Origin of the sequence: Streptomyces sp. SCSIO 30461, assembly GCF_037023745.1 — a bacterium.
GTDB lineage: Bacteria > Actinomycetota > Actinomycetes > Streptomycetales > Streptomycetaceae > Streptomyces.
Window position 1 is genome coordinate 5,625,784 of record NZ_CP146101.1, and the last position, 20,458, is coordinate 5,646,241.

Annotated in this window: 18 protein-coding genes; 2 read left to right on the plus strand and 16 right to left on the minus strand. The window is 64.9% G+C overall.

The window, feature by feature from the left end; genetic code table 11:
- Positions 1-32 precede the first annotated feature (32 nt).
- Both V1460_RS25180 and V1460_RS25185 read left to right on the plus strand, forming a co-directional pair.
- Positions 33-398: a hypothetical protein gene (locus tag V1460_RS25180; RefSeq protein ID WP_338675887.1), complete on the plus strand. Its 366-nt coding sequence runs from the start codon at positions 33-35 to the stop codon at positions 396-398.
- A gap of 132 nt (positions 399-530) precedes the next feature.
- Positions 531-914, plus strand: a complete 384-nt coding sequence (locus tag V1460_RS25185; RefSeq protein WP_338675888.1) for an HU family DNA-binding protein — start codon at positions 531-533, stop codon at positions 912-914.
- A gap of 91 nt (positions 915-1,005) precedes the next feature.
- On the opposite strand, the gene V1460_RS25190 is transcribed toward V1460_RS25185, so the two are convergent.
- From V1460_RS25190 to V1460_RS25265, 16 genes are all read right to left on the minus strand, one after another.
- Positions 1,006-1,260 (minus strand): hypothetical protein, encoded by a 255-nt coding sequence (locus tag V1460_RS25190; protein ID WP_338675889.1) that lies wholly within the window; start codon positions 1,258-1,260, stop codon positions 1,006-1,008.
- Between the two features lie 879 nt (positions 1,261-2,139).
- Positions 2,140-2,754: a thiopeptide-type bacteriocin biosynthesis protein gene (locus V1460_RS25195; protein ID WP_338678196.1), complete on the minus strand. Its 615-nt coding sequence runs from the start codon at positions 2,752-2,754 to the stop codon at positions 2,140-2,142.
- Positions 2,755-2,763: 9 nt separating this feature from the next.
- Entirely contained in the window at positions 2,764-3,192 is a 429-nt protein-coding gene (locus V1460_RS25200) for a hypothetical protein (RefSeq protein WP_338675890.1), read from the minus strand.
- A gap of 67 nt (positions 3,193-3,259) precedes the next feature.
- Complete coding sequence (locus V1460_RS25205; RefSeq protein ID WP_338675891.1) at positions 3,260-6,172, minus strand: hypothetical protein; 2,913 nt, start codon at positions 6,170-6,172, stop codon at positions 3,260-3,262.
- A gap of 5 nt (positions 6,173-6,177) precedes the next feature.
- The gene (locus V1460_RS25210; protein WP_338675892.1) at positions 6,178-6,345 is read right to left on the minus strand and encodes a hypothetical protein; all 168 of its coding nucleotides are present in this window, start codon (positions 6,343-6,345) and stop codon (positions 6,178-6,180) included.
- Positions 6,346-6,531: 186 nt separating this feature from the next.
- Entirely contained in the window at positions 6,532-7,524 is a 993-nt protein-coding gene (locus V1460_RS25215) for an AAA family ATPase (RefSeq protein WP_338675893.1), read from the minus strand.
- 224 nt (positions 7,525-7,748) lie between these two features.
- Positions 7,749-7,937, minus strand: a complete 189-nt coding sequence (locus V1460_RS25220) for a hypothetical protein (protein WP_338675894.1) — start codon at positions 7,935-7,937, stop codon at positions 7,749-7,751.
- 127 nt (positions 7,938-8,064) lie between these two features.
- On the minus strand, positions 8,065-9,495 hold the full coding sequence (locus V1460_RS25225) for a hypothetical protein (RefSeq protein ID WP_338675895.1): 1,431 nt from the start codon (positions 9,493-9,495) through the stop codon (positions 8,065-8,067).
- Between the two features lie 200 nt (positions 9,496-9,695).
- Positions 9,696-10,109, minus strand: coding sequence for an SsgA family sporulation/cell division regulator (locus V1460_RS25230; RefSeq protein ID WP_338675896.1), 414 nt, complete (start codon positions 10,107-10,109; stop codon positions 9,696-9,698).
- Positions 10,085-10,351 (minus strand): hypothetical protein, encoded by a 267-nt coding sequence (locus V1460_RS25235; protein ID WP_338675897.1) that lies wholly within the window; start codon positions 10,349-10,351, stop codon positions 10,085-10,087. The genes V1460_RS25230 and V1460_RS25235 overlap by 25 nt, the downstream gene beginning before the upstream one ends.
- Before the next feature lie 94 nt (positions 10,352-10,445).
- Complete coding sequence (locus V1460_RS25240) at positions 10,446-13,250, minus strand: ATP-dependent helicase (RefSeq protein WP_338675898.1); 2,805 nt, start codon at positions 13,248-13,250, stop codon at positions 10,446-10,448.
- A 436-nt stretch (positions 13,251-13,686) separates the two neighbouring features.
- Positions 13,687-13,899 carry a hypothetical protein gene (locus V1460_RS25245; RefSeq protein ID WP_338675899.1) on the minus strand — a complete coding sequence of 71 codons (213 nt, stop codon included), beginning with the start codon at positions 13,897-13,899 and terminating at the stop codon, positions 13,687-13,689.
- A gap of 308 nt (positions 13,900-14,207) precedes the next feature.
- Positions 14,208-16,115: an AAA family ATPase gene (locus tag V1460_RS25250; protein ID WP_338675900.1), complete on the minus strand. Its 1,908-nt coding sequence runs from the start codon at positions 16,113-16,115 to the stop codon at positions 14,208-14,210.
- 151 nt (positions 16,116-16,266) lie between these two features.
- Positions 16,267-17,220: a methyltransferase gene (locus V1460_RS25255; protein WP_338675901.1), complete on the minus strand. Its 954-nt coding sequence runs from the start codon at positions 17,218-17,220 to the stop codon at positions 16,267-16,269.
- Between the two features lie 131 nt (positions 17,221-17,351).
- A complete protein-coding gene (locus V1460_RS25260; protein ID WP_338675902.1) occupies positions 17,352-19,037 on the minus strand; it encodes a hypothetical protein in 1,686 nt (561 codons plus the stop codon).
- 110 nt (positions 19,038-19,147) lie between these two features.
- Complete coding sequence (locus tag V1460_RS25265) at positions 19,148-20,389, minus strand: MoxR family ATPase (protein ID WP_338675903.1); 1,242 nt, start codon at positions 20,387-20,389, stop codon at positions 19,148-19,150.
- Between the last annotated feature and the right edge of the window lie 69 nt (positions 20,390-20,458).

The window sequence follows — 20,458 nt, forward strand, 5'->3', positions numbered from 1 at the left end:
GAGAACACAAACAAGGAGCGCGGGGAAGGGCTATGAACCAGGAACAGAATGAGGGACAGCAGGTCAGGTTCGGATCGCGTTTCGCGCGGATGTTCGGCTACGTCACGCCGGAGGACCGGAGCCGATGGGAGCAGCAGCGGGCGCAGAACAAGCCGCACGTCAACGCGATCAAGCAGGGCACAAAGTCATTGCTGGGCTCGATGATGGAGTTCGGGGAGCGCAACATCGGCGCGAAGCTCGATGCGGCCCACCGCGTGGCGGCGCAGCAGCGGTTCGAGGAATCCCACGACAAGGTCGTGAACCAGCGCCGCGATCCGAACACGCGGAACATCATCGAGTCGGTCGACTACGAACCCAAGGACGACCGGGAGGAGATCGATCCGGACCTGGAGCTCTAGCCGAATGGACCACGATAGCGTTGCGAACGGCACTCGATAAGCCATCCCCTCCTTTTAGACTCGCGACTTTCTTCGATAGACTGGTTTCCAAGCGAAACCGCGGCATGAAGGACGACAGGACAGGGTGCAGGCATGGAGACGACGACGAATCCGCGTGTCAGTAAGCGCGAGTTCATCTCTCGGGTCGCGACTCGCAGCGAGTTGCCGGTCCGGGTGGTGAACAAGGTGTACGAGTCGCTGCTCGGTGAACTCACGGGCGCGGTCAGCTGCGGGGAGACGGTCGTGCTCACGAGCTTCGGCCGCTTCTACCGACAGGACCACAAGGGCCACAAGGTCCGCTTCGGCAAGAGCAACGTCGACGACTACGTGGTGCTGAAGTTCTCCGCGTCGAGCAGCTTCAACCGCCGGCTCGGCGGCGAGGAGGACGAGATCTCACCGGAGACCTACGGGATGATCGAGGATGCCGACGAGTTCGAGAACGCCATTGAGGATCGTGAGCTACAGGCCGCATCGTAGGCAACGAGGAGCCAGCAGAAAAAGAGAACCCCCGTGATGCACAGGCATCACGGGGGTTCTCTTTATCGCGGGACGAGCCCAGTTGCGAGGCTCAGCCGTCGGCGATGGCAAAGATCAGCACGAGCACGATGACCGGGACGATGAGCACGCCGGTCCCGGCGAGGAGGTGCTCCCACCCCAGCGGCGAGTTGATCCAGCCCATGAAGTTGTTCCACAGGCCGGCGACGGCGCTCGTGATCGAGGCGAGGAAGCCGGTGACCCATCCGACGACGACCGCCAGGCTGACACCGCCGATCAGACTGAGGGCGATGATGGCACGAGCGCTCTTGAAGACAGTCCCGAACATGATGCCCCGTCCTACTTCCGGTCCTCGAAGAGCAGGATGGACGGTCGCGACGAGCGCCGCGGACAGAACCTCGTCATCCAGGTCGGCAGGCCCGGCCGGGGGTAGGAGTCAGGGGCGGGCGGCCTGCTCGTCGCGGACGGCCATGGGCAGCATGGAAGTGTTCTCCACAATCCGCATGTCTCATGAGGCATTGAGGGCGAGCATTCTGTGCTCATTCATGCGCTCGGAACAACAGCATCACCAGATGCTACAGCCTCGGCATGAGACACCAGCTCCACAAGCGTACCGTGACGCACATCACGAACCTTGCGTATGGGGTTCCTCAGCCACGTGTCACGGCATCCCGTGCTGCCCGAGCCAGGATGCTCTGGGTACGAGCGGTCAGGCCGATCCGGTTCCAATGGAAGATGATGTGGCGGGCCAGGGTCGCGCGGACGCCTTGGGTGAGCTTTCCCGCCTGCGCAAGGCGCCCGAGGGTGTGCCCGGCTGCTTCTACGCCGGCGATCCAATCACCTGCGTTCGACAGAAGCCGGTTCGCCTAGAGACGCAAAGTGGGCCATGACCTGCGGCTTCATCGCCTCACGCCCGAATTGCCCGTGTCTCTAGGCGCTGACATTCCCGCTGGTCAAGGAGCTGGCGAGAGAGGCATGATTCTCTGACAATGCCACAAGATCCGAGGGTGATTCATCACCTTTCGCCACTTTTGCGGGCTTGCCTCGGCGCAGCGCGACGGGGCTCGAAACCCGCTATGTGATCGGATAGCGTGGTTGCAACGCCCCAGCATCAAGGGGCCCTTAGCGGTCGTCACCGCGCTGACCAGCAAGAATGTCAGAGCCTAGAGACACGCCCCCTCTCCATGACCTAGTGCATCCTCCCTGGTCAGACCTCATCTTGTGACTCTAGGTGATGGGAATTCTGTCGAACCCAGGAATCAGCGATATACGCGAGGGGTCCGCTGTCGCGGATCAACGGGCTGGTGGCGCTCGCGCCCACGGTCATGAGGTGCCGGATGCGGGGTGTCATCTCCTGTAGTCGGCTCAGCGGGGCGTCGAAAGGAAGAGGCCGCATCTGTGCCGCCTGGTGCCAGATGTCGCCCTGCCCTGCCCATTCCTGTCGGGCGCTGCGGAGCAGGACGCTCATCATCAGGACGGATACCTCACGGCGGCCGATGCGCCGCTCGCCGGTTGTCGTTGCACCCTGGGTATGAAGGTAGTTGAGGATGCCCCAACTGTCGGCGTGGAACAGTGCGTGGGCGGCCTTGATCCCTTCCGGGCCGCCGAAGATGTACGTCTCCGGCTCGTAGATCGTCTCCCGCCACCTCACGATCCGTCCGTGTGCCGCTAGTTCATCGAGCGCGTGGCTGAGGTGGTTCTGCATACCGGCGAGGGTGGCCGTGTCGCCGGGCTGGCAGCGCAGGCGCCAGCATGGGGCCTTGCGGAGGAACCACCACGACTCCCGCCACCCGGCGAAAGACCAGGTCAGACAGCGAAATATGCTGGAGTATTAGGCCGCAGAGATGCAGCCCTTGGCCATCGCCTCGGTGACTTCCTCGCCGCTGGCGACGGCCTGGTCCAGTTGCTCGGTACACCAGCGAGTCACGTCGTCTGCCATGCCGGATCCGGGGCCCTCGCCCTTGTCAACGAGCTCGGTGGCGAGGTCCCGTCCGAAGTCGTAGTCCGCTGCTGCTTTCGTGCCCGGCTCGTAGGGGTTGCCGACGACGTAGCTGTCCGCCTTCGGCTCCGGCTCGGAGTTGCTGCCGGTGTTCGTGGTGATGAGCCAGCCGACGACCAGGACTGTCGGAATGCCCATGGTGGCGGCTGCCCACCACCAGCCCACCCCGGTTGAGGTCTTGCGCCCTACCCCGTAGGACAGCAGTGCCATCAGTGGGAGCAGGACGAGAAGGCCGAAGATGACGGCGATGCCGAGCGCCATGCGTGGTCCTCCTTTCCGTGAAGCCGGGGGCCGCCCGCTCGGCGGCCCCCGGCCAGATTCGCCGACCCTACGGTGTGCGGTTCTCTACGAATCCATTGGTGTCGTCGTCACAGTGCACGACGCCCCCAGGACGCTCACCGGGTCCGTCACCCACGAAGGGTATGGGCGGGTCGATTGCCCACGGGTTGCCGCCACTGCCACGTTCGTACACGTCGCACTTGCCATACGCCTGTCCGTTGACGCCATTGACGACGGGCATGTTGGAGAAGTTCCTCCAGTCGCCCCCACTGATCCGCTTGTTCGACGGGCGGCCGAGATTATCGGTCATTTTATCATCGACATACAGATACAGATCCGGCATGTAGGACTGGTAGACGATCCCGTTGGTCGGGGTGGCGTCACGGTTGTCCACCAGGTGCGTGGGCTTCACCGAGCCGTCGGCGCAGAACTCTGCGGCGATCTCCTGCCAGATCGGCGGAGCGTTGCCGATCAGCGAGCCGTAGACGTTGTTGTCCCCGGAGTTCTTGAAGAACATCGAGTACACGTCTCCGGCGAAGTTCCGGATACCGATGTTGGTGTCCGGGTGGGCCTTGACCTTGTCCACCCACGCCTTGACGTTGTCGTTGACGTGCTTGTTGGCGATCATCGGCCGGTAGCCGTGCACACCGCCGCCCACGGCCCGGATGTCGACACAGGTGTTGTCGGTGTTCAGGCGCGCTCCGCGCAGGTGCGGGAAGTACGCCTGTCCGGGAGTGTCGCCGTCTGCGTAGGGGTGGGAAACCTGGTCCCGCCCGTACTCAAGGGCGTCGTGGGTCTGGTAGTCGATGTAGGGCCGGGTGATGCCGTAGTCGGCTTCGATGGCCTTGATGATGTCGGTCACGAAGTGCGGCAAGTGCGCGTTGCCGACCTTCACCTGGTAGTCCGCCGACTCGCTCCCGGCTACGATCTTGCCGGTGGAGTCGTCGACGATGAAACTCACCTCGACATCTGACTTGATCTTGTAGCTGTTGTTGTTCTGCAACGCGACGCTGGCCGGCTGGCTCGGGTCGGGTCGCTTGTTGGCCATGGCCATCCAGATCGGAATGGACATGGACGGCGCGGCGGAACCTTCCGGGGCGGTCGCGATGCCGCCGGCCTTGATGTCCTTGTACCAGGCGTCGGCGGCATCCCAGGTCTTCTGCCCGGAGCACTCGCCCGCGGGTGTGGCCGTGGGGCAGCGTGCCGCACCGGAGATGCCCGTCACGTCGGCGTCGGGGTTGTCCCAGTACGGGCCCTTGTACGCCAGACCCTGTGCCCAGTGGTACAGGGTAGTGCGGGTACGCAACGGCGTGACCATCTCAGTGGGCATGCTGGTGTCGATGTTCTGGTTCGGATCGAAGATCGCCGCAGCGGTCAGGGTCCTCTCCACGAACTCGCCGTCTATCGGCTGGACCGCAATGGCGTCGTAGGCGATGTCCTTGTCGCCGGTGCCGTTCGGGGTGGTCGTCGAAAGGGACACCTTGGGTTTGCCCTTGAACATGAACGCACCGATGGGCACCCATCGGTTGGTGCCGCCGTTCTGGTCCACCACTCGGGTCTTCACGCCACGGGCGGTGTGGATCTTGTAGGTGGCGTTCTTCTCCTGGGCGCCGTGGTCGGGCAGATGGACCCAGATCTTTGCCGGGCCGTTCACGGCTTGGTTCAGGGTCCAGGTGCCTGTGAACTCGAGCCGTCCGCCCTTGGCGTCATCCGAGCGGGAGTGGCCGAAGTAGAAGTGGCCGCCGAATCCGGCACCGAGCTGGTGCAGATCGACCTTGGCGGGCCAGCGCACATAGCACAGAGCGCATGCGGTCTCGCCATCTCCGAAGTCGATGCTGAAGGAGCCTTGATTGGTCCAGGAACTGTTGCTGCAGCCCGCTCTCACCACCGGGGTGCCCTCAGGCAGATCGTCGATGATCATAGCGCCGGCAGGCAGGCCGCTGGTGGTGCAGTTCGGCGGGTAGGCGGTGCCGTCGGCTTCCTCAGCCCAGCTGGCGGGGAAGCGGGTGAAGTCGTTGCCGCAGGAGTAGTCGCAGTCGTCCTTCCACTGCACTGACTGGTTCCACCAGCACTTGAAGTCGCTGCGGGTGCAAGGGCCGGCGCCGACCTCGTTCTGGGCGCCGTCGCTGATCATGCCGGGGTTGCAACTGTTGGCGGTGGTGCAGAAGGTGCCCTCCGGCGGCTTGACCTTGGCACGGTTCTGCACGGCGCTGCCGTCGATGGAAGCGCCACCCTCGGTGCCGTTCCACCACGCGGCACGGAAGGCGGGCACCATCTTTCCAGGTGCCTCCAGGAAGGCTGGCGGGTGTGCGGCGAAGCCGAGGACCTTCTCCTGGTAGGGCCAGTCCTGCGGGTGCGCGGCGTCAGAGGCTTCTTCGTTGCCTGCGGAGTCCTCCATGAACGGGGACCGGCCGGCGTCCCACTCGGGGTTGGCGGGGTTGTTCGCCCAGCCCACACCCCACGGCGAGCCGTCGCCCGCGTTCGCGTAGAAGCCGGAGTTGTACGCCCACAGAGCGAACGTCCAGTTCTCCAGTTTGGCGGGGTTGCCATTGTTCACCTGCATACCGGCCTGGCGGGTCTCGTTCCACTTGGAGATCAGGATCTGGAGACCAGCGGCGACGTTCGCGGTGTAGTCGAGGGCGACGGCGCGCTGCGTCTGGTAAGGCCAGGCGGCACCACCGTGGCCGTCTTCCTTACCAGCCAGGCGCATGTGGTCGGTGACCTGCGTGATGCCGTATCCGCAGTCGGCCTCGGCCCCCGCTGCCGGGCACCGGAACCAGAGGAGTGGCTTGTACTCGCACCGGCCGTTGGCCTGGCGGATGAGCTGCTTCTTCTGGGACCAGGTGAAAAGCCGGGTGGGGTCCCGCCAGCGCCGCTTACGGCCAACGCCGATGGCGAGGCACAGGATGCCGAGCGCAGCGACAGCCAGGCAGACGAGCAGCACAGTCGGATCTGGCTGCATGGCGATCAATGCGGGTCGTTGCCGAAGGAGATCAGCTCGCTGGTCGCCCAGAACAGGTCCTCGGGGTCGATGACCGTGACGAGACGGGCCGTGCCGAGGCACAGGTTGGCCCCTCGGGGCTCACGATGCTCTGCGCCAGGGTCGGGCTCGGAGACGATGCGGTACTTGAGCATGGTCGAAGGCTGCTTTCTGTACAGGAACGCGTGAGCCGGACAGCGAACCGCCGAGGAGACCGGAGTGGCTTCCTCGGCGGTTCGGATGGGGGGTGTCCTCAGAAGTCGATGGAGTACTGCGGGCAACGACGCAGGGTCACCGCGGCGGCACGCAGGTCCTTCTCGTCGTCGGGCGACCTGTCGTCCTCATCGCGGAGGTCGGTGAGCGTGAAGGCACCATCCGGACTGGTAGCCGTCCTTGGACGGGACGGCGTCGCACATGCGGAACTGCAGCCCGGTGCCGGTGTCCCAGTCGTTGATGGTCTGCAGGCTGTCGCTGTCGAACAGATCGACACGGCCATCGAAGACGTCGGTGTCGCCGTTCTTCCAGGTGATGTGGGCCTCGATCCGCGAGCTGGCGTGCTCGCTGCGCTTGATGTTCAGGTCACCGATCACCTCAGCGAACGACTCGCCCAGGCGCAGCTCGAAGGCGATCGCCCGCAGGTGGTCGAAGTTGATGTCGTACTTTCGGGAGAAGTCGACGATCTCGGCCACCTGCTTCTCGGCCACTCCGGGCACCTGGTCGCGCAGGTAGGTGGCCACCGTCTCAGGCTCGGGGTAGGAAAAGCGCATGTGGTAGTGGAAGCGGCCGGGTCGGTTGAGCATGTAGTCGTTCACGCGGTGCAACTCGTTGACCGACAGGACGTAGAGGCGCTTCGTCGTGCTCAGCCCGTCGAACAGGCTCAGGAACTGGTTCTGCGACTCGTCGTCCTCGTTGGAGAAGATCTTTTCGAACTCGTCGAAGACGACGACGACTTCACCCAGCTCGTCGAGGAACGCAGCCAGCCCCGGCGTGTTGTGCTGCACGAGCACGGTGGGCAGGTGGTGTTCCTCGCGCATCCGCCCGGCGAGCAGGCGGAGCATGAGGCTCTTACCCATGCCCTTGTCGCCGGAGAGGATGATGCCGAGCGAGCGATCCATGGCGGAGTAGCCGGTGACGATCCGCTGTACACGGGAAGCGTGGCTGCCGTAGACGGTCTCCTCGGCGGAAGCCAGCGCCTCCGTCTGGCGCAGGCTGTAGCCGGCCACCTGGGAAAAGGCGATCGCATAGGTGGCCACGGGCAGATCGGCGAAAGTCAGCACGGAGTCCCCGTAGAGGCGGAACTCCCCGCCGGAAGCAACGATCGTAGATGCGGGCATGAAGACTTCTCGCTTTCGCGGGAGTTGAGTGGTCGCGTCCCGCGAGGTGGTGCAAGGGATCACACGCTCCGCCCTCCGGTACCTGGCTCGCGACAATCTCCCCCGTCAGCGCATCACGCAAAAGCGCCCGGTCAGACGCCGGGAGTGCCCCAGCCGGTCGAAGCGCCCGGCGTGACCTGCGAGTTCCGGTCCGTTGATCGGCTGCACCACCCGGCGGGACGCCATCAGTTGAGTGGGTGGTGGAGGCAGCATGCGGCGCTCAGCGGATCGAAAGCCCGCTGCTGTCCAGGGGTAATGGGGGAATGCCCCAGGGAGTTGTGCGGCTCGGCGCTGCGGCCCTGGTGGGCGCCGAGTACCACATCGACGAAGGTCTGGGAGCGGCGGAACAGGCCGCCTTGCGTGAGGGTGCGCATTCCGCTGGCGAAGAAGCCGCGCCGACCAAGACCTTGCCGTCGTCGTCAAGGTTCGCCGACAGGCTGAGGACTTGGTCGCTCAACCGCTGACCCCGGCACGGACCGCTCGACCCGGTCCGTGCCGGGGTCAGCGGGCGTCGACGACGGGCCGGCCGGTGACGTCGACAGCCGGGCTGCGGGAGATCAGCTCGACCTTCTCGCCAGGCGACTTGGTGAAGACGAAGTATCTGGGGCGCTCGCCGGCTGGCGGGACGGTGTGGAGCCGCAGGTAGTTACCGGCGTACAGGTACTCGACCTTCCAGATCAGGCGCTCGGCGCCATACAGGTCGACACGGCAGCCGGAGCGCAGCGTTCGGGCGTCGACGGGCCCGTGGCCGACGTCGGACGGCTTCGCCTCGCCGGGCATCGGGAGGGCGGTGTGCGTCAGCCGGTACTCGACCGCCCTGACCTCGACGCCGGGCTCGGCGAGGGCCTGCACGTCAGCGACGTACGCGTCGGCCTCGTCCCGGCCGTGGAGTGCGGATGTGATGATGTCACCGTGCCACTTCCCGCCGTCCTTGCGCCACTGGATCGCGTACGAGACGTCGTCGCGCAGAAGCTCGGGCGCCGGAGCCAGCGGCTCGTCCTCCCCGAAGTCGATACCGGCGAGGACGTCGTTGGCGGCCGCGATGTTCCGCTCGAACGCCTCGGACATTGGGGCCAGCGAGGCCGGCGTCCCGTCGGCGACACGGACGCTGTCGGTCTCGACCACGATCGTGCCCTCCGCGGTGCTGAGAACGGTGCCGAAGTGCGCGGGGCTGTGCTGCGGCTCACCGGTGACGCGGACCCGTATGGGGTCCGGCACGGGGGGCACCGTCTCGGCCTCGACGACGTCGCCGGCCTGGATCTTGGGCAGCCGGGCGACCGCGTCGGCCCCCTGCTGATTGCCGATACCCATGCTGAACTCGTCGATAGGCCCCCAGGCGAACATGCAGAGCGACGACTTCGCGGTCGGCTCGACGTGCCAGCAGGCGTCGCGCAGGTTGTCGGCGGCGATCTGGAGTTCGACCCTGAAGGGCTTATCGTTGTGGTCGCGTAGGAGGCCGCCGAAAACCCAGTACACGGCAACCCAGCCGTGTCCACGCGGCTCGACCATGAAGCCCCGGACGTCTGCGCCCGCCTCCGGGTCGAAGTCGTCGGTCAGCTCAGCGAGCTCGAGGTCGCCCAGGGCCCCGATTGCGGCGCGGACGTGGGGGTCGTCGGAGTGCTTCGGGAGGGAGCCCTTCGTGACGCCGGCATGGCCGACGATGCGGCCCGCGACGACCTTCGGGGCCGGCGTCTCGACCGCGGCCGGCGCGACGACACCCTCGGCGGCCTTGAGCGCGGCGAGGACGTCGCGTCCCCTTAGGGTCAGGTTCGACATAGTGCGGTGCATCAGGCGGCGCTCGATGAGGGCGGCTTCGGTACGCCAGTTGCAGTCGATGACCTCGTCGCTCTCGCCGGTGTAGATGGCGCGGACCATCGGCTCCGTAAGTTCGTACTGCCGCATCACGGTCCGCATGTCGCGAGTGATGTTCATGGTCGGTGCTCCTACCTTCTCCAGGCTGACATCCGAGGTCTTCTTCAGTGCGTGGCCACAGGTTTGCTCCTTGTCCGGGACGTGAGCGGATGGGGCATGTGCAGAGGTGTGCGGCGCCACTGGTGCGACATGGCGGCGTGGGTTTTCCTGCACCGGGCCCCGGGCCCCGTGGGTCTCCGGGCCGTGCGCGGCTTTCGCTGTCAGCGGGGAAGAATCTCGTCGAGGAAGCCGTCGATGTCGACGACTTTGGACTCCTGGCCTGCGGCGACGACCTCGAAGGTCTCGGTGAGCCACTCCTTGATGGGGGCTGCCGGTCCTTCAAGGCGTGCGTATCCGTCGAGGGACTCCAATTCAATGCTGAGGCTGCGGTTATGGAGCGGGCCGACTGGGGTGATCTTCACGTCACCGATTCCAGCGGGTGCGGTGAGGCCCTGGGCCAGTAGTTCCCGGGCGAACGCCCAGCGGACCATCGTGTCGGGCGTGATGTCGAAGGAGAACTGCACCGCATAGGGGTCGGTATTCTTGTAATACAGCCGTACGGGGACGAATACACGCATGTCCGGGCCAGCCACGAGCGTCATGCGGATCGTCAGTTCCAGGCCGGGAAAGTCCATGGGTGGATTCCTGTTCTTCGGCGAAGAGCGCGGTGGAGGCAGGCGGCGGGCGGCAACGCCCGGTGATACCCGAACACCGCCGTCCCGCCGAGGTCGTGAGGGGACATGGCGGGTGCGGCTTGCTTCGCCTGGCGTTCTGCCAGGACGTTGACGGCGAAGAGGACCTCGCCGCGGACGGCCCATTGGTCGAGGGAGTGCCAGGCTTCGGCGAGCGGTTCGCCGTATGCCTCCGTACCGGGCACCCTGGGCAGGTGTCTGAAATGCTGAAATCCGCAGGGGCGGGTGTTCTCGACGAACGAGACACCCGCCCCTGCGCCATGGGGTGGCGGCGGTTGGTCAGACGGCCGCAGCGACCGCGGAGCGATCGTCGGTGTTGCCGGGAGCAGCGCTGTCGTTGTCGTTGTCGTCCAGGAGGTCCGGATCGATGCCGAGGGCGCGAGCGGCGTTCCTTTTGTCGCGCTCGGTCAGAGCCGTCACGATCTGCTCGTAGCTGCTCTGGATCGGAGGGTTCTTCACGGTGCCGTAGCCGAGTACGTACTGGCTCTTCATGGCACGGGTGAAGGCGACGTAGAACATCCGCTTGGCATCTTGGGTCATCTTCGTGTCCTCCCTGTAGAGGACGACCGCGTTGTCGAATTCGAGACCCTTGGCACCGTGGATCGTCGAAACGATCAGGTCGGCCTTGGACTCGAGGTTCTTCCGCTTGCGCTCCTGGTTCTTCTGCTTGTTGATGTTCAGCTTCTGCTGGTTCCGCTGAATCTCGAAGGAGAGCAGGTTGTCGCGCAGCCGATCGAAGAGCGCATTGTGTGTGAGCGTGCCCTGGTGGCAGAGCGTGACCCAACCGTTGATGATCGCGCTGTTCTCGATCCACCACTCGGAGATCGTGCGCAGGATCGCCTTCTCCACGCTGGTGTTGGCAGCGTTCTTCGTCAGCTTGTCCATGTTGTCCTTGATCCCCTGGGAGACCACGAACGCGGCGTTGGCCGGCGGTGCCTGCCGGACGTCGTTCCAGAAGAACTTGATGTACTTCGAGAAGATGTCCGTGGCGTAGACGCGATCGCTGACCAGAGAGGCGACGTGGCGGTTCGGGTAGCGCTTTTCGAGCACATGCTGGATCAAGGACACCTCGCGGCGCGAGTAGGCCAGGAAGGCCACCTGCTCGCCCCGGTCCAGGCACTTGTCCACGTAGTCGGGGATGACCGTGTTGCCTACGATCGCCTGCAGGTCCTGGGTGACGAACCCGGTGAGTCTGGCCACTTCGCGGTACTCCAGGGTGACCTTCTCCTGGAACGAGTCCGCAGTGGGCATGGCGAGCGAGTTCGCCTGCAGTTGGATGTTGGCGAACTGGTTGGTCTCCAGCCCGCCGAGCACGACGTTCGCGAAGTCCAGGATCTCCTGGTTGCTCCGGTAGTTCGTCGTGAGCTTGAAGATCGCGAAGACCCCCGAGCCCTCCAGCGTGTTGAGCGCGCGCGGGTTCGCTGAGCGGAACTCGTACAGCGTCTGCGAGGCATCGCCGACGATGAACAGGGACTGAGCGTGCTTGGTGATGTACTTCAGCACGTAGATGAACTCAAACACGCTGTTGTCCTGCACCTCGTCGATGATGAGGTATTTCGACTGCACGTGGGCCGGCTCGGCCATGTCGTCGATCTTCTGGTAACAGATGATGATCTGCAGCTCCAGCGACGTCTGCTCGATGCGGTCGAGCAGGGCGATCACCTCGTCGAAGTGGCTCTCGACGAAAGTGTTCAGTGCCGTGAAGGCACCAGTCCTGTTCTGGTCGACCTCCAGCAGGCGGTGGCGGAACGTCGCCGCGAACTGGCTGTTCGGGTAGAAGATGTCGATCGAGTTGATGATCGTGTCGATCGCCGAGACCTTGTGCCTCGGGTGGTTCATCGAGTAGATGTCGATGATCATCTTGGCGATCGTCATCGAGCCGACGTCCGGATTCTTCTCCGTGATGTTGTCGGCTGCGGCGTTGGTGAACGAGAGCACCGTGATGTCCGAGGCGGGGACGCCGCAGGCTTCGAGGTACTTGATCCGTTCGAGGATCACGGTCGACTTGCCGGTGCCGGCTCCTGCCTGCGTCATCACCAGCGGCTCGTGCGTGGTGAGCGCGTCGAGCTGCTGCTTGGACAGGTGGGGCGGCAGATTCGGAGGCGTGGCCGGCTGCGCAGGCACGATCAGCTGAGGCTTCATCTGCTCCAGGTGGTCGAGCGTATGGTTCATCAGCAGGCTGAGGTTCTGCTTCGACAGCTTCATGGTGATCTGGTCGGAGAAGGTCGCATCCAACTGCTTGTGGATCTGACGGTAGGCCTCCAGCGGAACGTTGTGGTTCTCCAGGTAGCGCAGTTGGACGGCGAGCATGTTCAGGTGCTGCTCCGTCGGGCTCGCGGGCATGTCCTGGATGTAGCGGCAGACCTCGTCGGCGATCGTCTCGGAGTCCCAGATCTGGGCCAGGCGCGTGATGCGCTCGTAGATCGAGTACTGGCGCATCCACTCGTCGAACTCATCACCGAGGTTGGAGGCCGCTAGGCCGGCGGATGCGAGCACGTCCTGGACGTAGTCACGGGCGTTCTCCAGCGGGCTGGTGTCCCACTGCAGGAAGACGGCAGCGTCGTGGTTGCCGTTGCCGGCCGAGCGCGGGACGGCAGTCGCGTACTCGGGCTCGGAGAGCCCCTTCTTGAAGAAGTACAGCTCCATCCGATACTGGATGACGAGGTCGCGCGTGGACTTGTCGCCGGACTTGTCCTCGTAGAACACGAGGGCCTGCGGGGTCATGTCGAAGGCAACGTCCCAGTTGTCGAATCGGCTGGACGAGGTGTCAACGGCGAAGCGGTCGTCGGCGTGCGGGCTCGGCAGGGTGAAGGACGCGCCGGCGTTCAGGGCGCGGCGCGTGATCGGCGCGAGCGGGATCGACGTCGTGGTGATGTCGTGCTGCGTCGAGCTCTGCTTGACCTCGATGTCGGTGGCCATGGCGTAGGCGGTGTTGGTGGCAGTGTTAATCGGCAGCAGGGACTCGTTGAGCAGGCCGAGCTTCTTGCCGTTGCCGGTGAGCTTCGAGGAGAAGAACTTCGGGTCGACGGCCTTCTGAGCAACGGCATTGGCCGAGAGGTCGAGATCATCAAGCAGGACAGGCATGTCGTTGCCTTTCTTCAATGGGTAGAGAGGCAGATTGAGAGAACGCACAATTAGCATCGCATAGCGATTCTGACAAGAGGTCAATAGCCAGTCGCCTACTCGAAGGCGAGCGAAGAGCACAGCGACAGGGCTGGGTCATGGGCGCAGGTGCGAAGGCGGGCGGGGCTCTCGTCAGCCGACGAGCCCCGCCCGCGTTCCTCTCAACCCACCCGTCAGGGGCCGTTAGGCTCCTGAGTCCGGGGTATGTGGCGAAGCCACGCCCCGGACACCGCGCGCTGCCCAGGCGCGTGGTCGTTCATCAGCGGCAGCTCACCTCACTTCGATGGCGAGTCCGAGCACCGGTCGGGACCTTCGACGGCAGCATCGCCGACATCGAGATCCCATGGGCAGACAAGGATGGCGCACCCAGTGAGAGTGCGCCCGATGTGCCGGCGGATCAGTCGGCTACGTGTTCAAGGTGCGACCAGTGAACGACCCACAGTTCCTTGATGCCGTCAGAGTCCGGCTCGATCTGCTCGACCCACGCACCGCAGTCGGTGGCGGTGGCGATGCCGTCGTCGGTAACTCCACGACGACCGACGACCTTGAACACCTCTCCGGTGCGGGTGTCCCGCACGGCCATGCCGCTCTCGCACTCGTTCCACTTCATGATCACGCCTCTCTGTAGGCGTCGGTGCTGACAGGGGCGTGCCCCTCACGCACGATGCGCGCATACTCCGCATACGTCTCGCCATCGCATGACCAGCCGTTAACCACGGTGCGACCGGACACCCGCACCTGCGCAGGGGACTCGGCCAGGGAGTATCCCCCTCCCGGGTTCTGCCAGTACTCCACTCGCTGCCCTTGCGGGGACGTCGCGTTGAGAGTCCTTATCCAGGTCATAGCGAACAGAGACCGCCCTTCCTGAGCAATGAGGGTGTATGGGTGAGGTACGCCCGGTGCGATGCGGACGACTGCTCAGTCGTCCGACGGTGATGCCGAGGCTGTGCCGCCGGTCTGGGCAGCGAGGAGATGGTCCTCGATCCAGGTGCGAACAGCCTTGCGCGCCGGCCGCGCACCCTGGGAGTCCACGTAGGTGGTCTCTTCGATGGCGCGCAGTTCGTCGTCGAGCATCGAAACGGGCAGCACCTGGGCCAGCCGCGGCTTGGCCTCGACGATCCGCTCACGCTGCCGCTCGTAGTCGGCGGCCATGATCTGCCGGTAGGTCTGCCGGTCGATGGGGTTGAACCCCACGACCAGTGAGAACCGGCCCAGCAGCTCGGCGTCGAAGAACTGCTCCAGTGCCTTGTTGAGGCTCTGGTTCGAGATGGTCTTCGGGTTGTCGCCAAAGCCGATCATCTTGCCGTCGAGCGAATCACGGGCGGCGTTGGTCGTGCAGATGACCAGGGCCTTGGAGAAGTCCAGCATCTTGCCGTGGGCATTGCGGATGTAGCCCTCGTCGAATGCCGAGAGGAACAGGCGCTGCACGGCCTTGTCAGCCTTCTCGAACTCGTCGAGCAGGATCACCCGGTGGGGATTGGACTCCAGCGTGTCGAACGGGAGCTCCTGGTTGGAGTCCGATCCGACATAGCCGGGAGGTGCGCCGATGATCTTCGACGTCGACCACTCGCTGTGGAATTCGGTCATGTTGAGGATGATCGGCTCGGTGCCGGTAGTCTCCTCAGCGATGATCTTGACCGCCTCGGTCTTACCCACACCCGAGGCCCCGGCGAACAGCCACGTCGTGGGCGTCTTCGTCGGGAACAGGTCGAGCTCTTCGCGGGCCAGACGGTCCGTGAGCTTGGCGAGTACATCGTCCTGGCCCTGCAGGCGGCTGGTGAGCGTGGCGCTCAGCGCGGCGACGTCGAGGTCCTTGCGCTGGGCGTTCCCGGTCATCAGGCGCTTGGCCACATCGAGCACACGGGTGCTCGTCAGCGGCACCTGCGGGATGGACCGCAAGGCCTGCGCGAGTACCGTGTCGCCGGCGAGCTCGGCCTGAACGATGAGCTTCTTCTGCTCCAGGACCCGGTCAGCCATCGCCCGGTCGAGCAGCGTGATGGCATTGTCCGGACGGTGCTGGCCAGCCCGGGAGTTCGCTTCGGCGATCTGCACCACCGAGGTCAGGACGTCATCGGAGACCCCGATCTGGTGACGGTAGTGCGCCATCAGGCGGGGCCGGATCGTGGTCATCACGGCCAGCGTCTGCTCCACGCTCAGCTCGTCGACGATGAGCCGGGTGAAGCGACGGGCGAAGGCAGGGTCCTCATCGAAGGCACGAGACTCCGTGCTGGTGGTCGCACCGATGACGGACATGTCACCGCGGGCCAGGGCCGGCTTGAGGATCTGCGAGATCTTGCGGCCGACGGCGTCGCCATGACTGCCGGACCCTCCGGTGATCTGGTGGATCTCGTCCATGAACAGGATGGCCTTGTTCTTGGGGTCCGAGGCGAACTCGACGATCGCATTGACCTTCTCCTCCAGCGAGCCGACTATGCCGGTCCCTGCGATGATGTTGGTGATGGGCAGCTCGTAGATCGTGTAGTCCTTGAGCTGGTCGGGAATGAGGGCGTCGCCGAGCGCGATACGCCGTGCAATGTCCTCGACGATCTTCGTCTTGCCGACGCCGGCGGAACCGACCAGCAGAGCGTTGGGCTTGGTCTTGCTGATGATGACCGAGAGGACCTGCCCGATGAGCGTGTCACGGAACATGGTCGGATCGGCGCTCTTGAACTTCTCGTTGTAGTCGACGAGGAGCTCCTTGACGTCATCGGCGCTGCCACCGCTGGACGGCAAGGCCACAGACGGGAACTGCGGAGGAAAGCTGCCGCCACCGCCGTTGCCCTTGTCGTCGTCGGAGCCGCCGGGTGTGAAGTTGCTGAGACCCACCGGGTCCTCCTTCGGTGCGGGTCGCTCGGCATGGTGGCGCGCTGGGTGGACGCGCCACGGTGTCCCGAGCAGGGATATGGATGAGTGAGAGGGAAAGTCAGGGGTCGTCAAAGGCGGCACTGCTCTTGACTGTTTTCGAGGAGTGGCATGGTCAGCTGACCTCGGTATCGCCTGGCACGGTGGTGGGCGCAGGCTTGGTGAGCGCGGCGGCAACCTCTTCGAAAGCGGCGACCGCCTTGCGAAGATCAGCGACGATCTCCGCGGCGATATCGGCCGGGTTTCCGAGTTCCTCCACGTCCTGCGCAGGGAGGTCACGCACGGGCCAGATCGTGGGCTGCGCGTCGGCTGGACGGGTGGCAGGAATGGTGACGAGGACGGTGTCGACGGTCGTCCCGGACTGGGAGAACGCCCGGGCCGGAAGTGCTTCGACGAGACCACCGCGCTGTTCCACGAGCTTTCGGAAGGCTGTGGTGCTGCCAGTCTGTTCAGTGACGGTCCACGACATGACCGACACCAGCAGCCCATTCGGTTTCAGGAACCGTAGGGCGTGGGTGACGTGGGCCATGTCGGTGCCACGGGTGAACGGTGGGTTCATCAGCACCCGGTCGAAGCGAGGTTCGGCAGGGATGCTGAGGAAGTCAGCGACCTGCACCCGGCGCGCCACATACGTATCCGACAGGACGGTGGCGTACCCGGGGTCCCGCTCGATGCAGTCCACGATCGCACCGCGGGCTGCTACGGCTGTGGCTATGGCACCGGAGCCAGCAGATGGTTCCAGCACCGTCATGCCGGGCTCAAGTGCGGCCATAGCGATGAGCCGGCCGACAACGGGGTCGGGCGTGGGGAAGTACTGAGCGAGGGTGCGTTTCTCCCCCAGGGTCACGACTTCACCAGTGGCGAGCACTGGGGCGAGCGCCTCGGCGGCGTGGACGGGGAAGAGGTGCGCACCCTCGGTCTTCGTCCACCGACCGCCGGCCGCTTCGAGGACCTCGTTGACGCGCTGGTACAGGGCGGGAGTCAAGCGGGGGCCGACGAGCACCAGGCGATGGCCGTCAATCCTGGTGCGGTCTGACAGAACCGCGAGCACATCCGCGGGGATTCGCATCGGGGGTTCCTTTGGTGCGGCCGAGCAGGGATTGGATGAACGAGAGAGAAAGTCAGGGGTCGCCAAGAGCGGTGCCGCCCAGGGGAGTTGGTTGCACGGCACCGCTCTTGGCGGTTCTTGGGGCAGCAGGGTCAGACGACCATGCCGAGGAGCCTCTGCCGGATGCTCGGATCGATGTGCTGCATCGAATCGGCGTAGCGTTTTGCCAGGTCCACCATGTACGGCCAGTCCATGGCGGAGCACGGTGCGTAGTACAGGTTCTTCGGGTGATCCTGACGCGTGGACGGCGGCAGCCAGTCGAAGTCGGTGACCATGAGCGAGAGCCTGCGCTGGCGCACGCGGCTGGCATTGATGTACCGCCAGATCTGCGTGTACTCGGTTCCGCCCGACACCTTCGGGATCCTGCGGAACTCCTTCCAGATCTGGGCCGTCGACTTGTTCTCCGTGCGCAGCATCACCTCCTGGGACAGGAAGTGGCTGAACGAGTTGAAGTACAGGTTGATGTTGAGCTTCTTGGCGATCCGGATGAGCATCATGACCGCCTCCTGGTAGTTCTCCTCGGAGATCGATCCGGAGGTGTCGATGTAGATGTGCAGGTCGGGCATGTACTGCACCGAGGTGATCCGGCCGGGCTTGTTGAAGTCGTCCGGGTTCCGGCGGTTGGCCTTGAGGAAGGTCGCGCTCGTCGTGCGGAAGATGTTCTGTGACTTGTTGACCTTGCCCATCCGGCGCAGCACGCGGGTGATGTCCTTGAACAGGTCGAGCTTGCTCGGCGGCTGCTTGCGGAACGCCACCTGGGCGCTACGGCTGCCGGGTTGACCCGACTGCTGTTTGGCTCCCATGGCGGCGGCCCGGGCTGCGGCCCGCGGCAGCGAGGTGAGCTTGGACAGCGACGCGTTCGAGACGACCTTCACCGGCGAGGCCAGCGACTGGTTGATGAGGTTCCACTCCCCCGTGATCTTCGCCGCGGTGGCCCGGGCATGGGCCTCGACGTTGACCAGGACGAGGGAGCGCGGGCAGAACAGCTCCCCGACTGTGAACGGCAGGACGCCGGTGTCCAGGGCGGTGTTCTGCTGGCTGGCCCGGGCCCGCTGCTGCTCGACGTAGTTCATGAGCATGTGCACGAGCACGCGGGCGAATGAGTGCTCATCGTTGGCGTCAGAGTCGTCCTTGCGCACCAGCAGCGACTCGGTGAGCCCCTTCAGGGACAGGGCCGTGAAGTCGTTGAGCAGCTTGGTGGTGGCCGGCGGCAACGCACTGGCCATCGTCTGAGTCTGCTGGGCCAGCCAGATCTTGAAGTCGTCGAAGGCCGCGGAGGACTGGAACCAGAACCCGAGGGTGTCGGGGTTGAAGGTGTAGGCGATCGAGGCGAAGAAGGCGCTCTCGTCGCCGGTCCCCGCCAGCAGAGCCTTCGCGGCCGGGAGGACGTCAGCCTGCGCGGTGTAGAGCACCCGCGGGGAGGGCGCGGGCATCTTGTTCTGCTGCCCGGCCTGGACGGCGAAGAGCTCGGCGACCGGCAGCGGCGTGCCCTGGTCGAAATTGATCAGGGTCTGCCCGAGCAGCTCCTTGACGGTCTGCTCGCTGGCCACGTTCAGCGTGTCGCCGAGGCAGCTCAGAACCAGATCCGGGATGTCCCCCGTCAGATCAGCGCCCTGGGCGTCGGTGATGCTCGCCGGGGCGTTGGGGTTCAACGGCTCCAGCAGCGGGTCGATGAGGGTCTGCCGGATCGCCGGCATCGGGTCGTAATCACCGGTGCACGAGATGGTGTGCAGTGCGTCGAGTACGGCCGGCTTCTGGTTCGTGACGGTGATCGTCATGGGTCGTGGTCTCCTTCTGAGGACAAGGCAGCGGCAGAGCGCCGCCGACGGTGGGGAGTTGCAGCAAGGACGGCAGCCCGCCGCAGTCCCCACCACCGGTGAGCGAGCGATCAGAGGAAGGCCGAGAGGACCGGCTTGGCCTGGTTGACGATCGGAGCGTCGATCTCCATGAAGGCCTCGAGGTTCTGGCGGTCGATCTGCTGGCTGGTCACCATCTCGATGAGCGTGCGCGTGTGCTCCGGCTCGATCTGGGTGATGGCCTGGGCCAGCTGCTCGATGAGGCGCGCGTTGTCCTTGCTCTCCTTGAGCGCGTACAGCAGCGACCCGGACTTCTCGTTGTCGGTCAGCGTCACGATGACCGCGGCGATGTCGGTCATGGTCGCTGCGGCCTTCAGGCTCTGGTAGCAGTTCGGCTTCGGGACGTTCACCCGGTTCTGCTGCACGCCGCCGACGTTGTTCGCCAGGTCCTGGGCGATGGTGGCCACGAGCTGCGTGGTGAACATGGTGTCCCCGACGTAGGCCTCGATGGCCTCGTTCAGCAGCGAGGTCTCGCGGTCGCCGATCTGGATCGGGGTGGCCAGGTACTGCGCCAGCTGCTGCGGGTCGGCCGCATTAAGCCACTTCGACAGGTTGTCGATGGTGCGCGGCGTGGTGAGCTGGTTCATCTCCTCGCCGCCGTCGAACAGATCGGCCATCGTGACGTTGCCGTTGTCGTCGTCGTCCTGGCCGTCGGCGACGATGGCCTCGGGCGTCGACTTCTGGAAGATGAGCCCGGGGTACTGCGTGAGCACCGTCTTCACCCAGGGGTTGATGTTGTCGCCGAGGACGGACATGAGGGTGGCGGCGTCGGGCTCGACGTGAAAGATCGCGAAGCGGGACAGGCTTGCCTCGTCGAGCGAGGTGACGTTGCCCCTGTCGTTGCCGGCCACGACGATGCGGACGTTCTTGGGCAGCTCGACGTACCCCATGCGGCGCAGCGTGACCAGGGTCAGCGCGCCGGAGGTGACGTCGGAGGTGGTGCGGTTGATCTCGTCGAGGAAGAGGATCGGCCACTCGCGCGGGTTCTTCTCGGCGTAGTCGATGCACTCCTGGATCACCTGGTGCGGGTAGAAGACCTGCTTGTAGCTCTGCGTGCCGTCGTCCTTGGTGTACGGCACCAGGCGCGCGCCGGTGAGGTCGGCCTTGTCGGCGAGCTGGTTGCACGGCAGCGTGAAAGCCTGCGTGCCCATGGAGTAGGCCAGGTCCTCGACGAAGCTGGACTTGCCGATGCCGGGTTCGCCCATGAGAGCGGGCGTCGCGCCGACCTCAAGGGACTGCTTGATGAGGGTCGTCAGGGTGTCGTTGAACTTCATGTCGACGTCTTTTCTGTAGGTGGGCGAGGAAGAGAGAGAAAGACAAGAGATGTCGGAGGACGGCGCTGC